The organism is Vibrio penaeicida (genome assembly GCF_019977755.1).
In the GTDB taxonomy this organism is placed as follows: domain Bacteria; phylum Pseudomonadota; class Gammaproteobacteria; order Enterobacterales; family Vibrionaceae; genus Vibrio; species Vibrio penaeicida.
In genome coordinates this window covers 2278678-2291673 of record NZ_AP025145.1, presented here as the reverse complement: position 1 = coordinate 2291673, position 12996 = coordinate 2278678, and the positions used below count along the sequence as shown (strand labels likewise).

At 43.5% G+C, this 12996-nt stretch carries 11 protein-coding genes and 1 pseudogene; 5 read left to right on the top strand and 7 right to left on the bottom strand.

The features are described 5' to 3' along the window. The first annotated feature begins 17 nt into the window (after window positions 1-17). Both LDO37_RS28485 and LDO37_RS28480 read left to right on the top strand, forming a co-directional pair. Window positions 18-1046, top strand: a complete 1029-nt coding sequence (locus LDO37_RS28485; RefSeq protein WP_126607663.1) for an AraC family transcriptional regulator — start codon at window positions 18-20, stop codon at window positions 1044-1046. Between the two features lie 85 nt (window positions 1047-1131). Further along, complete coding sequence (locus tag LDO37_RS28480; RefSeq protein WP_126607664.1) at window positions 1132-2271, top strand: alpha/beta hydrolase; 1140 nt, start codon at window positions 1132-1134, stop codon at window positions 2269-2271. Window positions 2272-2366: 95 nt separating this feature from the next. Here LDO37_RS28480 and LDO37_RS28475 read toward each other — a convergent pair whose 3' ends face one another. Then, entirely contained in the window at window positions 2367-3440 is a 1074-nt protein-coding gene (locus LDO37_RS28475) for an SGNH/GDSL hydrolase family protein (RefSeq protein ID WP_126607665.1), read from the bottom strand. Window positions 3441-3682: 242 nt separating this feature from the next. Next, entirely contained in the window at window positions 3683-4339 is a 657-nt protein-coding gene (locus tag LDO37_RS28470; RefSeq protein WP_126607666.1) for an alpha/beta hydrolase, read from the bottom strand. Between the two features lie 244 nt (window positions 4340-4583). Between LDO37_RS28470 and LDO37_RS28465 the strand changes: the two genes are divergently transcribed. From LDO37_RS28465 to LDO37_RS28455, 3 genes are all read left to right on the top strand, one after another. Next, window positions 4584-6203 (top strand): MFS transporter, encoded by a 1620-nt coding sequence (locus LDO37_RS28465; RefSeq protein ID WP_126607667.1) that lies wholly within the window; start codon window positions 4584-4586, stop codon window positions 6201-6203. Between the two features lie 115 nt (window positions 6204-6318). After that, window positions 6319-7041 carry an oxygen-insensitive NADPH nitroreductase gene (gene nfsA, locus LDO37_RS28460; RefSeq protein ID WP_126607668.1) on the top strand — a complete coding sequence of 241 codons (723 nt, stop codon included), beginning with the start codon at window positions 6319-6321 and terminating at the stop codon, window positions 7039-7041. A gap of 248 nt (window positions 7042-7289) precedes the next feature. Further along, on the top strand, window positions 7290-8507 hold the full coding sequence (locus LDO37_RS28455; RefSeq protein WP_126607669.1) for an MFS transporter: 1218 nt from the start codon (window positions 7290-7292) through the stop codon (window positions 8505-8507). A gap of 142 nt (window positions 8508-8649) precedes the next feature. Here LDO37_RS28455 and LDO37_RS28450 read toward each other — a convergent pair whose 3' ends face one another. The 5 genes and pseudogenes from LDO37_RS28450 to LDO37_RS28430 form a co-directional block, all read right to left on the bottom strand. Then, on the bottom strand, window positions 8650-9378 hold the full coding sequence (locus tag LDO37_RS28450; RefSeq protein WP_126607670.1) for a hypothetical protein: 729 nt from the start codon (window positions 9376-9378) through the stop codon (window positions 8650-8652). Between the two features lie 368 nt (window positions 9379-9746). Beyond that, window positions 9747-10370: an esterase/lipase family protein gene (locus LDO37_RS28445; protein ID WP_126607671.1), complete on the bottom strand. Its 624-nt coding sequence runs from the start codon at window positions 10368-10370 to the stop codon at window positions 9747-9749. Window positions 10371-10790: 420 nt separating this feature from the next. Then, window positions 10791-11381: pseudogene (locus LDO37_RS28440) on the bottom strand (1-acyl-sn-glycerol-3-phosphate acyltransferase); the annotation flags it as partial. 183 nt (window positions 11382-11564) lie between these two features. Continuing rightward, complete coding sequence (locus LDO37_RS28435; protein ID WP_224055741.1) at window positions 11565-12305, bottom strand: helix-turn-helix domain-containing protein; 741 nt, start codon at window positions 12303-12305, stop codon at window positions 11565-11567. Between the two features lie 2 nt (window positions 12306-12307). Next, on the bottom strand, window positions 12308-12943 hold the full coding sequence (locus LDO37_RS28430) for an HD domain-containing protein (protein WP_224055740.1): 636 nt from the start codon (window positions 12941-12943) through the stop codon (window positions 12308-12310). Window positions 12944-12996: the final 53 nt, after the last annotated feature.

Below are 12996 nucleotides of genomic sequence, written 5' to 3'. Positions count from 1 at the left end.
TACAAATGGAGTTGTATATGGTCACAGCCGTGTTGCTCGCAGGGTTTATTCAGAGCTTAATCTTACTGGTGTTTTTGTTTTCGAGGTCTCGAACCCAGCCGCTTTTCTGGTCATTAACATTGGTTCATGCCGTATTTTCAGCGGATCTTATCTTGTTAATTGCGGAACATGAACAATGGTTGAACAGCAGACTTAACGCTAGTTGGGCTTTATTGTATCCGGTGCTGTTCTTCTTATTCATTCGAGCTTGTTTAACCCAAGAAAAGATTACACGACGTGCTGCAGTGCACTTTATTCCTTGGTTAGCGATCAGTGCACTTATCTACGATTTTTCTTTATCCCCAGATTCTGTTGTGATTACTACAAGGCATTGGATTGCCACGTATTTAATATTGCTTGTTTATCTTATTTACAATGTCGCTGCTATACGAATGGTTTGGCGTTATCAAGTAGAGCAAAAGACCGTTCAAGCGAATCTCAGCCGGGAAAACCTTTGGTTGATGTGGGGCGTATGTGCAGGGTTGATTGTCGCGATTTCAACCATTCCATTACAAGTTGCATTTAACACAGCGCTGCCTCTTCCTCAGTTGTTTGTTAGCCTATTCGTCTTTTTGGTGACGTACCTGTTTTTGGTTAAACCAGAGCTGTTGAATTTCGAGCCACTAGTGCAAGCTCCAACGGAAGAATGCAACGAGAGTGAATTGGATGTTGAGCTAGGTAGACAGGTTTCCCTATTGATGGATAGTAAACAACTTTACTTAAAATCAGATTTGAATTTGCAGTCGTTAGCAAAAGAACTTGGCGTAAAACCCTATTTGTTGACTCAAGTTCTGAACCAGCAATTAGGTATCAAGTTTTATGACCTAGTGAATCAAAAAAGGGTGATTCATGTGTGTGAATTGATTAAGCAAAAGCCCCATAAATCAGTTTTAGATTTGGCATTTGAATCTGGGTTCAGTTCTAAGTCAACATTCAACTCAGCATTTAAGAAATACAAAGAATGCACACCAACCCAGTATAAATCAGCACTTGAACGTCTTAATTAACTAATCCGGACGTCCAAATAAGGCAATCGGACGACGGAATATTGTGCCTCCCTCACTATTAGGCTCTCAATCAAGGAGAGCCTTTATGAACGTTAACACTGCAATTTTCTTACCTTTCTTTATTGCACTGCCGCTGCTTACAGGATGTGATGATGAGACGGTATCACCTGTCGAAGATATCAAACGGGTAGTCGACCATGTTTACCCTTCACCGAGCGGTATTTATCGAGTGGGGACTCAAGAATTCGATTTAATCGATTACCGTGAAGATACACTAAACCCGATTTCAGGTGAGATGCGTAAGCTCCATATTAAAGTGTATTACCCAAGTGATACAGAATCCGAGCAGTATGAAAAATACTTTGATGATGGTGGATACCAAGTCGAGTACTTATCTAGTTTTCGCCCTCCCAATGCACCCGTTCATCCACAACAACATGATTTAAATAAGATGCTGTCGTGGTCGGTCAAAAATGCCGATCTTGCTGAAATAGACCAAGGTTGGCCAATACTTTTTTACTCTCATGGATCAATGCTACTTGAGAAGGACAATGTCGAGTTACTTGAAGATCTCGCGAGTCAAGGGTTTGCCGTTGTAGCAATCAACCATACGTTTGCCTCTGGCATATCGGTTTTTAATGATGGCAGCACGGTGAAAGGGTATATACCTGAAGGATCGCACGACGTGAATACAGATAAAGGTAAAGCGTATTTTAATGGTGTTGTCGCGCCGCAAATTACTCAGGATGTTTTCACCACGTACCAATGGCTTTTATGGAACCAATGGCGTTTTCAATATCAACTGGATACCTCAAAAATAGGGGCTTTGGGCTACAGCTTAGGTGGCAGTGCAGCGATGAACAGCTGCAAAGCGATTACCGCATGTGTCGCAGCGGCCAATATGGACGGCATTATTCTGGGAGGCGTCGCCGAATCTCCAATGAATAAACCCTTGATGCTCCTGCAAGCAGCCGATCACAATTTAAGCGAAGGCTATGAAGCAAACCAATCCGATACCTATTTGGTGTCCGTCGCAGGCACGAGTCATCGTGACTTTACCGATCAAAGCCGATGGAGCGTCGGGTTACCTTCAGGGATAGGGGCGAACGATATACACGACATCGTTCAAACAAGCATGAGTGGCTTCTTCTCTCACTATTTAAAAGATAAAGAACTGATACTGTCTGAACACCCCAACGTTTCTATTGTCCGTAAAGACGACTAGGATAATACGCCTAAAAGGTGGGCATAAAAATGGGGCTAGTTGCCCCATTTGATGTTTAGCTATTTTTCTATCAACATTCTAGTTTCGAAAGTTCATTAAAGCAGACCATTTTGCTTGATGAAGGTGGTGAGCTTCGTCGCGATGTCTTTGTGTTCGGCTTCTGTTGGGTGCCAAATGCAGCCTTCTAATGGCGACACAAAGGTATGGCTATACAGACCAGTTACCCCTTTGCTGTTTAATACGCTAATCGCTTCGTTTGTTGCTGGAATGATGTAGTCGTATGGGTAGGCTGGACGAGGCATGTAAACAATATTGGTATCGTCGTAGCGATATTTTAGTTCCTCAGTGAATTCCACCATGCGCTCGACCCAAGCTGTTTTCACTTCATCAATGTTCGCCCATGGTTCATGAGGCTTTGGATCGGTGCTGAAATCATTGGTGCCAACTTCGATAACAATTAAGTCTGGGTGTTTATCTTCAAATTGCTGCACGTTACCAAACACAGCGCCGGATTTATCAGCGTAATAGGTTACATCATGAAAAGATTGGTTACCGTCCCAGTTTCGAATTAACCCTAAACCAGAAAGCGAAACTTGAGTGATACTGGCATCCAGTTGATCGCCTGTTTGATGTGGGAAGGCTAGACGGGCGTTGGATGTGTTATACACTTCGTCCCATGTACAGTCACGTTTGTTTGATTCGCTGGCAAACCCAGCACTGATTGAATCCCCGATAAACAGGACATGCGGTTGGTTTTCCCACACTCCTTCTAGGAAGCCATCGTGATCGAGCGATACGATTTCAATCATGGCATCGTAGTTTTCTGTTCGTTTAACCACTTCGATGACAACCGTGCTTTTCTCTACACTTTTGAACAGCTCAAATTTTTGGGTTTCGTTGCCAATATTCGTAACAAGTTTGTGCGATAAGACACCATCGACCAGTACATCAAAATGATCGCCTTTGCCTTTTAAATTGATTGCGAGCTGAGTGCCCGTGAATTTCGTTTTCAGCGCACTGCCCGGGAAGTTAATTTGAACTGTACCCGTTGCGTAGTCCTTTACACTTCTTCCTTCATATTGCACTGCGTAATGCGTCGCTGAATCAGTTTGAGCAAACGTGTAGCCAGAGCATACTATACAAGCCAAAAAAGCAATTTTTCTATACATAGCCAATTCCTTTTAGTTACTTATTTATCAATATGTTATCGATGGATAACTTGATCTAACTTAAGGAGCGAAATATTGAGGTTCAATGAAGAAATTATTAAAGGCTAAGTAATTTATTAATTCTATGGTGGGGTTGGCATTCTTTGGTGGTAACGGTGTAGCGGAGCGGCGACATTCCGTTAGGTAAGTCGTGCGGAGAGCGGATTCCCCACACGTAGAATAAAGAGGCTAAAGAGCCGATTTTAAAGTTCGAGTATGCGGTGCAACCACTCTGAGATGTCTTTAATTTGGGGCATACAAACTTGATGTTCCATTGGGTAAGTACGCCAATTTGGCTTGTACCCTGCGTCTTCTAAATCGGTTTTCGCCTCTTCGCCCATCGCTGGAAATACAACAGGGTCGAAGGTGCCATGCATGATCTCTACAGGTAAAGATTTGCTGGCTTCTGAGTATTCAATGGAGTCGGATGTCGGGAAATAAGTGGATAGTGCTAACAGGCCCGCTAGTGGTTGGTCAAAGCTTAGTGCTGCATGGTATGCCACCGCGCCACCTTGAGAAAAGCCGGCAAGTATAATGCGGTTTGAAGCGATGCCACGTTCTTGTTCTTGCTTAATTAATTCAACGACTTGATGGGCAGAATCGATGAGCTGTTGAGAATTCAACTTCCTTCCCGCACCCATTTCAATGATGTCGTACCACGCTGGCATCACCATTCCACCATTGACGGTAACAGGAATGGAAGGCGAGTGTGGAAAAATAAACCTAACCGGGGCATCGGCTGGCAGTTTTAATTCAGGGAGGATGGCTTCAAAGTCGTGTCCATTTGAGCCAAGACCGTGCAGCCAAATCACACTGGCAGTGGCTTTTGTTGTTGGTTCAACTTCAACGTAGCTAAGCATCTTGATATTCCATATTGGTTTTAAGTTTGGCTCACCTTAACGTTATTTACGGTCGAATGCGATCTTCAATTTTTACCTTGCAAATTCAGCTCTCGAACTTGAGAACACCCACAACTTCTTCTGATTGTTCGATACTTTTTCTTCCTAAATATCTGGATAAATTTTAACCTGTGCTATGTTGTAGTTGATATTTTAATCAGCAACCCTTGCCGTCGATTGATTGCCTAAAAAGTCCAAAGTGCCTATGAGAAACAGTATATTCATTCGTATAAGACCGATTCTGTTCGCTATTTTTGCGTTTGCGATCAGCCATAACCTTTTTTATGTCATGTTGCCGATTCGCCTAAAAGACGGTGGATTTGATTCTTCTGAAATCGGTTTAGCGATGAGTATGTTCGCTGCAGGAGCAATTTGCGCGGGCTTATTTGGCTCAAAGGTCGTTCTGCGAGTTGGGCATATCCGAGCCTTTGCCTCTATGGCAGCCATGCTGGCGATTGTTTCAGTCGTGCATAGTTATTCCAATGATATTTATGTTACTTCGGCGCTAAGAATGGTGTCAGGTGTTTGCTATGTTACCAGTTTTATTACCTTAGAGAGCTGGCTGAATGTACTGAGTGATAGAAGTAACCGTGGCAAGGTATATGGCACTTATCAAATCTGCTTTGCGATTGGTTTCGGTACGGCTCCTTTTTTGATCGCATTTTCAGGCGCTCAGGATCCACGAGTCTTTGGGATTATTTCGGTGTTTCTGTGCATTGCCCTCATCATTATGTCGATGAGCCGATTACCCATGCCTGAATTACCGGAAAAAAGCGCGCCGCTTACCATTAAAAAAATGTGGAACTATTCACCTTCGGGCACGCTTTCTTGTTTTTGTGCTGGTTTGATTAATGCCGCGAGTGTGTCTTTGATTTCTTTATATGCGTATGGAAAGGGTATTTCTGGGATCTGGTTATCGTTGATTTTGGGCTCTTACCAAATGGGTGGGTTGTTGACTCAGTTTCCAACTGGCTGGCTCGCCGACCGATACGACAAACGAGTCGTCGCTTCAGGGCTTATGTTCATGGGAGTCATCAGTAATTCTTTGATCATTCTAGAGAACTACATCCCAATGCCGATTGAAATGCTCGCTGTTCTGTTTTGGATTTCGGGCGGCTCTGGAGTAGCGTTGTTCCCACTCGCGGTAACTCAGGTATTTGATCACATTCAGCCTAAAGAGGCGATGCCTGCAACAAGCACCATGCAAATACTGGTTGGGATTGGCGGGGTAACGGGCCCCATCGTTGCAGGCTATCTGATGAATGAGTTTTCCATTGTTTGGCTTTATTACTACCTCATCGTGGTTCACTTATTTGTCTTTGGTTTCTTAATGTACCGCAAAGTTTTTGTGCGTACCGATACGCTCGAAGCTGTCAGCCAGTATCAAGTGAATGTTCAGCCGATTCCTACGGGAACCGCAGAGTTAGATCCTATGTTGGATTTCAAATACACCGACATTGCCGACCCAGAGCTTAAATTGCTGATCGCGGCACTGGGTCAAAACCCGACAGACCCGGGGGTGTTGTTCCGTACGGCGTTGGAAGGGTCGTCGCTTAATGCCAACGATGTCGCTATCAATATTACGATGGCCTATCCCAAGCAATCAGGAGAGCTTTTAAGCGAGTTAATCAATCAATATCCGCAGCGAAGGCTCGAAATAGCCCACTCATTACACGATTTTTTCTTACTGCGAAAAGCCAGAATCAATGCTTTGATTTATGAGGCGTTGTTGGATGGTGCAGATGAAGAGGAAACCTTGGAGATAGAGCGTATTATTCAAGAGTCGGACGAGAGAGAGCTGGAAAGTGGTGCGGTTGACCAGTAATCTCGGTTGAAATTACTGGGTTTGCGATCGCGGTATTCGACAACGTTTGGGGATTTATCTATAAAAGATTTTTGCGAATGTTAATCACGTTTAGATCCCTCAATATGGAACGCTTATGAACTCGACTATCGACACCATTCTTTCTCACCGTTCAATTCGTGCATTTACTCAAGAAGCCGTGACCAAAGAACAGCTTGATACCATCATTCGTGCAGGTATTGCGGCGTCTTCTTCCAGTTTACTGCAGGTAAACTCCATTATTCGCGTAACTGATCCTGTAAAGCGTGAGGCTTTGGTGACGTTTTCTGGTGGCCAAAAATATGTCGGTTCGGCGCCGGAATTCCTGGTGTTTTGTATTGATTTCCAACGCCATGTTGAATTGAACGAGAACGTTAAACCAGAGTTTACCGAACTGACTCTAATAGGCGCTGTAGATGCCGGAATTATGGCTCAAAATTGCATGTTAGCTGCGGAATCTATGGGTCTGGGTGGTGTATACATTGGCGGATTAAGAAACTGTGCTCAAGAAGTGGATGAACTGCTGGAGTTACCACCTCATACTGCGGTTTTATTTGGAATGTGTTTAGGACACCCCGACCAAAATCCTGAAGTGAAACCTCGGTTAAGCCCAGATGTGATTTTTCATGAAAACACGTATCAGCCATTAGATAAAAACAAAGTGGGTGAGTACGACCAAACCATGTTGGATTACTACTCAAGCCGAAGCGGTAATAATAAAAGCGTGACGTGGTCGGAGCAAATTACGGGTAAACTTTCAGGAGAATCTCGACCTCACATTAAAGGTTATTTGAACGGAAAAGGCTTGGCGATTAAGTGATTCTTAAACGTTGAATATCAACATCAAGTGAGCCGCCTAAGTGCGGCTTTTTGTTTGTTTACTTCGAAAAATACCGAACAAAGCTGCCTTACCTAATTTAATGCCTGACGCTGCGTACCTACTCGATATCGGGGCATTCCATATCACCATCATGTAATAGTGTAACAATGATTGCTAAATAACCCAGTTAACGCTTCTATCAAGGCGTATCGATTTTACTTAGGTAAAAGAAAAGATTTGGAGAACACGTGTTAACGATAGTGAGAAACGGGGCATTTGTCAGGCTTTGGCTCGGCAGCACAACATCAGGATTTGCGACATGGGGGCTCCCATTTTTGCTTGGCTACGCCATGACCCAAGATATGCTGACGACTGCGCAGCTGGGAATTGCGTTGGCATTTCGAACAGGTGGTTTTTTGGTGGGAGTATTGCTTGGAGGCATTTTTGCTGACAGGTATTCGTGCCGAGGTGTTGTGCTCATCGCCAGCCTCATTGCTGCCGTTGGTATCGTGCTTACTCTGCTTTCTTTACCTATCGATACAAAGCACGGTTCAAGTATCAGCCTTTTGATTGCAGGCGCGATGCTTTCGGGCTTTGGGCAAGGTGCATGCCGCCCCGCTTTTCAAGCACTGGTTCCCAAAGTTATTGAACCCGAACAATTGCAACCCGCCAATGCAGCAATGAGTTTATCCATTCGTGTGGTGACATTAGCCGGACCGGCTGCTGTAACCGCGCTGGCTATCTGGCAAGGACTTCACAGTGGATTTGCCCTTCTTATCTTTGGCTGGCTAGTCAGTGCCTTTGTTCCCCCTTGGGTTGCAGAACAAAAAAGGCATAGAGAATCCGATTCGCTGCATGTTTCTTCAATGTGGTTTGATATGCGAGAAGCGCTAGAAGAGGCGAAGCGTCATCCTTGGTTTATAGTAAGTTTGGTAGCGCTAACCATTGTGATTGCGGCTGGGTATTCCGCCACCAGCGTTCTCCTTCCAACGATTTCAAAAGCGAATTTTGGCGATTCTAGCCTTCTCACTTATTCCATGACCGCTTACGCATTGGGCGGGCTGACGGGTGCTGTTCTTCTTGGGCGTTTTACGTTTCACCCTCAAGGCTGGTGGGCTTTGATTGGTCTCGCTGTTTACGGTGTTGTGCCGTTGAGCCTTTTATTTGATCACTCTGTGCTTTTGCCCGTTGTGGCTTATTTTGTTGCAGGTGTCGGTATAGAAATCTTTAATGTTATTTGGTTCTCTTCTTTGCAAAAAGAAATCCCCAAAGACAAGCTAGCCCGTATCTCTTCCATTGATTTCCTGTGTTCTTATGGTTTCGCGCCATTAGGGCTGTTAGCCATTGCTCCCCTTACAGGGTGGTTTGGAAATACGGCAGTTCTTCTGGGGTGCGGTGCGGTGTGCTTGGTCGCACCGTTGATCGCGATGAAGCAAAAGAGTACGAAGTACTTCAAAGTAGAATGATTAGTAATGTGATTAGAAAAAGGGGATTTACAATGTAAATCCCCTTTACTCATTTTCCTTTGTACTCGAGGTAAACTTAGCGAGCAAAGTTATTTGTTGATTAGGTCTGGCGTTATATTTCCAAACAAATCAGCCGTTAGAATTAGTTACACACGTCGCTTTCTGCAAAGCTAAGATTTGAACTTTGAGTAAGTTTGCAACTGGTTAACGTGTCTGATTGAGTATTTGTAGTTTGATCGATTTGGAACCATGTTCCTGCTGCCCCTTCAACCTTTATGCTCGTTGTAGAAATTGCAGTATCGCTATTATTGGAATTCTTAATGGTAACTCCATGAGTCTCACCACCTGCTGATATAGTAGAACTAAACGCTAAGATTGGATCGGTATACTTGAAGTCAATATTTTTGAAAGACAGTAATTCCTCGGCTTTATTTTCATCTGTAATACTAAAGAATCCACTGAGGGTGTACGCGCTCCCTACCTTAGAATAGTTAAGCTTGCCGTTAACCTTGATATTTAGATCATACGATAAGCTACAGCTATTGATTGATAGGCTACCATTGTTGGTATCTTCATTACCGCTAGTTGTTAAAACAACATCTCCCGAACCATTGAAACACGCTGTAGTTTTATCCAATTGATTCGCTGCGGGAGAAATTCCCTGGCTTCCGTTGCTACGAAAACTATTGGCCACGTTAAGAGCAGTATCAAAATCAATATTGCTAATGCCAGTAGACATATTGTTTATGCTTTCTGCGGTGATTTTTGTTTTGCCATTACTGGACGTTGTTGATACACCATCACCACTGCCGCCTCCACCACAAGCTGTTAGTAAGAGAGATGAAGAGATGAGGAGAGCGAGTTTTTTCATTTTTGAAGTCCTTTTGTGTTGAGCTCCCAATGTTAATGCATCTTATTTCTTATTATTAGATGCGCTTTATAAATTTGCGAGCTAAACGACGGACGGTAAATTTCCATTTAATTAGTATGTTATGCTTTAATTTTTTCGTGTCTCTTTTCTTCTACATGGTTAGGCTCACCATAAAATCGAATTACAGATTGGGTGATACGCAGTTAAATTCCGACATGGTCTTTGGTACAGCTTATCGACGACTATTGTTTATCACGTTGTGTTTGCATATAAGGTGAAAACGAAATGCAGAGGAGTGACTTTGTTAATAAGTATGCTCTTGGGGGACTCGTTACAAAAGTTCTCTCGCATCAAAGGGGGATTCCCCCCTAATGAGTATGACGGAATTGGTCTTGCTGGATAAAGTGATCGATCTGATTTGGAAGGTAGTGGTTGTAAATCATGCTGGTGTGGCTAGATTTGGTTTGTAAATGATCGGTCATGCCTTCAATTTGTGTTTCTTCTACCGTCACGGTGCCATCAGATAACGTATCGTTATCCATTAACAATAAAGGTCGCATGCCAAGGGGGATTGTTCCGGCAATACTGCCCAATTTTTGTGGGTAGCCCCATACATCGTCGTGCTTTTTCAATCCAAATTCGGGGGCGTTACCCAACATAGCGCCCAGACCTAACTCTTGAATTTTGCAAATAATAGATGCCCCTTTAAGTGGCGAGCCAACGGCAACGACATGGGAAACAAGCGAAGGCGAAGGAGAGCGAGAGGCTAAGTAGTTTTTAATCACCACACCACCAAGGCTGTGCCCGACCAGCACATTTTTTTGTGTTCGATCTAGTGCTGAATCAATTGAGTGGAATAATTTATCTTCATCGATAGAAACGGAGTTATAGCTGATAACTTGGGTTTCATACCCGAGTTTTCTAAGGCGTTGGCTCAGCGGCTGCATGACCAAACCGTGCATATATAAGCCATGTAAAATGATGATTTTCATTGCGGTCTCCTGTACTCCTGCTTGCTCAACGATACCTGTATACCAGCGACCTTGAGTTAATACATGTGACGTTATACCCAAATGCCCTCAAGATGCTGGATTCAGAGCCTAATTTTCTTATTTAGTTCAAGGAAAATAACGCAGTGTAATGACTCGTCCTTTCCAAGTTTTTTGACGATGAAATTAATAAGAAAATTGGCTCCCAAAGGGCAAGTTTACTTGGTTTCCATGCTTCGTTATCTATATTAGATTTAGAATAACTAGATCGTCATATCGATGCCTTGCCTGAAAACCAAGTAACTCTTGCTGAACCCGTCATCATGAAGGTATTTGGGTATATTATTATGCTTCAAATTGGGTATAAAATCTGTGATGTTGTAGGTAAGTCAACCGTTTAAAGTGAACAGTTTCCCTTCCAGATTACCGAGCTATCAATGTTTCAACGCGGTGCTGGAGTAGAGAACGGCTTGCTGATGCTCCATTCACGCTCTTACCGATGTTGATTTCCAGTTTTGACCAAAATCGTTTTGGTAGATGGGTGAACGCGTGCCCATCTTTATGCGAGAAAAACGACCCCCAAAGCCCTTTCAATGCAACAGGGACAACAGGTACGGGATTACTTGCCAAAATACGTTCCACGCCCGGTCTGAATTCGTTTACTTGACCATTTTTAGTGATGCGTCCTTCTGGAAAGATGCACACTAATTGGCCTTGATTTAATGCCTCATCAATTTGATCAAAAGCTTGGTTGTAGGTTTTTAAGCACTGCTTCGGAGAGCAGATAGGGATGACACCGGCATGACGGAAAAAGTATTTAAGAACGGGGAGCTCACTTAAACTCTTGTCCATTACGAAGCGAATTGGTCGATTCGCCAAGCCCATAAGAATCAGTGCGTCTATGTAGCTGACGTGGTTAGCCACGATCAGTGCAGCTCCATTTTGCGGAATGTGTTTTTTGCCATTTACGCGGATACGATAAAGCAAGCGGCTGAATAGAGAGCTGATGAGTCTTAGATAAGTGTGCATGTAAACCTCATAGACTGCCTTTAGAAATAGACAGTATTTTTAGAAATAGACACTGCCTTAAGAAGTGAGCAGTGCCTTAGTGCATGAGGTTAATGTGCTGTATTAATACCAGATTTAAAATAAAAACAAATGGAGTTACATAATACGTAACTTTTGATTCGGTTATGGTTACTTTTTAGGTCTTTCGTGGCGTTTAAATTGTGGGAGGCTCCAATGACGAATCCCAACGATCATCGATGTTCCATGGCGATCGTCCAAGTTCAGTTCACCATCATCACGGCAGGCGGTGTAAAAATCGGAAACGAGTTTATCGATGCGCTTCTGAATTTTCTTGTTACTAGGGATAGACATTAAACCCGTAGCCATCATCAGTTTTTCATCTTCACCAGAAAAGTGACTGCGGAAGAATTCGTCTTGAACTTGTTGTTGGAAAAAGCGCTGAATAGGTCCGCCAGCAATCCATGAGAACGTGGGAGAGAGCTTAAGTTTTAGCCTATTGTTTGGAAGCAGCTCGATGATATCCAATTTATCCAATTGGACGAGGTATTTAATAAGCTCAGGTTGAGTGAATTCATATTGATTAAGAATTTCTTCAAACTGATAGCCGTTCACAACACAAACCGCCACCAGTAATAACGCTTTGTCATCGACGAGTTGTTTTTCTTGTTCATAAGTTAATGCAGTAAGTGCCTGCGTTGGCGATGCAAGTTTAAACAGTTCGGCCATATCCATATCAATCAACTCACAAATGGCGTTCAAGCGCTCCAAACTGATTTGATTACCAGAGGCAAGTAAGCGCTTGACGGAGCCTTCAGTGAGGGACAGGGCTTGGGCTACATCTGTGTATTTAACCCCACTGATTTTAAGTTGGCGCTTGAGCTCTGTGATGACTTTATCTGTTTCAGACATGTTTATTCCGCTTCGTTTTGCAGTTGCAAGAGGTAACTTTTCATAAACGCCACGCGTTTTTGAGCTTCTTTTTTCGCTGATAGGGTATTCATTGTTTCTGCAATTTTGAACAGCTTCACTTCAAAATGATCGATGGTATAGCGTTTATCATCAAGTGGCCGATGTTGGGCAAACATGTCATCAGGATGATATAAATCTGAACCGAACGCGCTGCTGACTTGAATGCACCGTGTTACTCCAATGGCACCCAACGCATCTAACCTGTCGGCATCCTGAACCACTTTGGCTTCTTTGGTTTTGGGTGTGAGTTCCGCACTGAAACTGTGCGCCATAATGGCGTGGTGAATGTCGTCTAAGTAATGCGATGGGTATTCGATGGAGCGCAAAAACTCGCACGCTTTGTCTGCGGCTATCTGAGCACTTAGATGACGTTCTGGATGATCTTTAGGGTAGGTGAAGCAGTCGTGTAGATAAGCGGCAGGTAAAACAATATTGATGTCGGCTTGCTCTTTGTCTGCTAGCGACTTCGCTGTTTTGACGACTCGAAAAATATGCTGCAGGTCGTGGGCAGAGTCGGTGACCATTTCTTTCGTTATGAATTCAATGCAGTCTTTTTCGTATTTTAACGCGAGGCTCATGGGGGCTCATCTACTTGAAAGTGGTGGTGTATTATACCCAAGCATCTAGAGTT

What these genes read in the sequence shown, in the direction of transcription:
- LDO37_RS28475 (WP_126607665.1), bottom strand. Translation starts at nt 3,440, where the DNA reads ATGTATAGAAAAATTGCTTTTTTGGCTTGTATAGTATGCTCTGGCTAC.
- nfsA (WP_126607668.1), top strand. Translation starts at nt 6,319, where the DNA reads ATGAACTCGACTATCGACACCATTCTTTCTCACCGTTCAATTCGTGCA.
- LDO37_RS28435 (WP_224055741.1), bottom strand. Translation starts at nt 12,305, where the DNA reads ATGTCTGAAACAGATAAAGTCATCACAGAGCTCAAGCGCCAACTTAAA.
- LDO37_RS28430 (WP_224055740.1), bottom strand. Translation starts at nt 12,943, where the DNA reads ATGAGCCTCGCGTTAAAATACGAAAAAGACTGCATTGAATTCATAACG.
- LDO37_RS28465 (WP_126607667.1), top strand. Translation starts at nt 4,584, where the DNA reads ATGAGAAACAGTATATTCATTCGTATAAGACCGATTCTGTTCGCTATT.
- LDO37_RS28485 (WP_126607663.1), top strand. Translation starts at nt 18, where the DNA reads ATGGTCACAGCCGTGTTGCTCGCAGGGTTTATTCAGAGCTTAATCTTA.
- LDO37_RS28450 (WP_126607670.1), bottom strand. Translation starts at nt 9,378, where the DNA reads ATGAAAAAACTCGCTCTCCTCATCTCTTCATCTCTCTTACTAACAGCT.
- LDO37_RS28480 (WP_126607664.1), top strand. Translation starts at nt 1,132, where the DNA reads ATGAACGTTAACACTGCAATTTTCTTACCTTTCTTTATTGCACTGCCG.
- LDO37_RS28470 (WP_126607666.1), bottom strand. Translation starts at nt 4,339, where the DNA reads ATGCTTAGCTACGTTGAAGTTGAACCAACAACAAAAGCCACTGCCAGT.
- LDO37_RS28445 (WP_126607671.1), bottom strand. Translation starts at nt 10,370, where the DNA reads ATGAAAATCATCATTTTACATGGCTTATATATGCACGGTTTGGTCATG.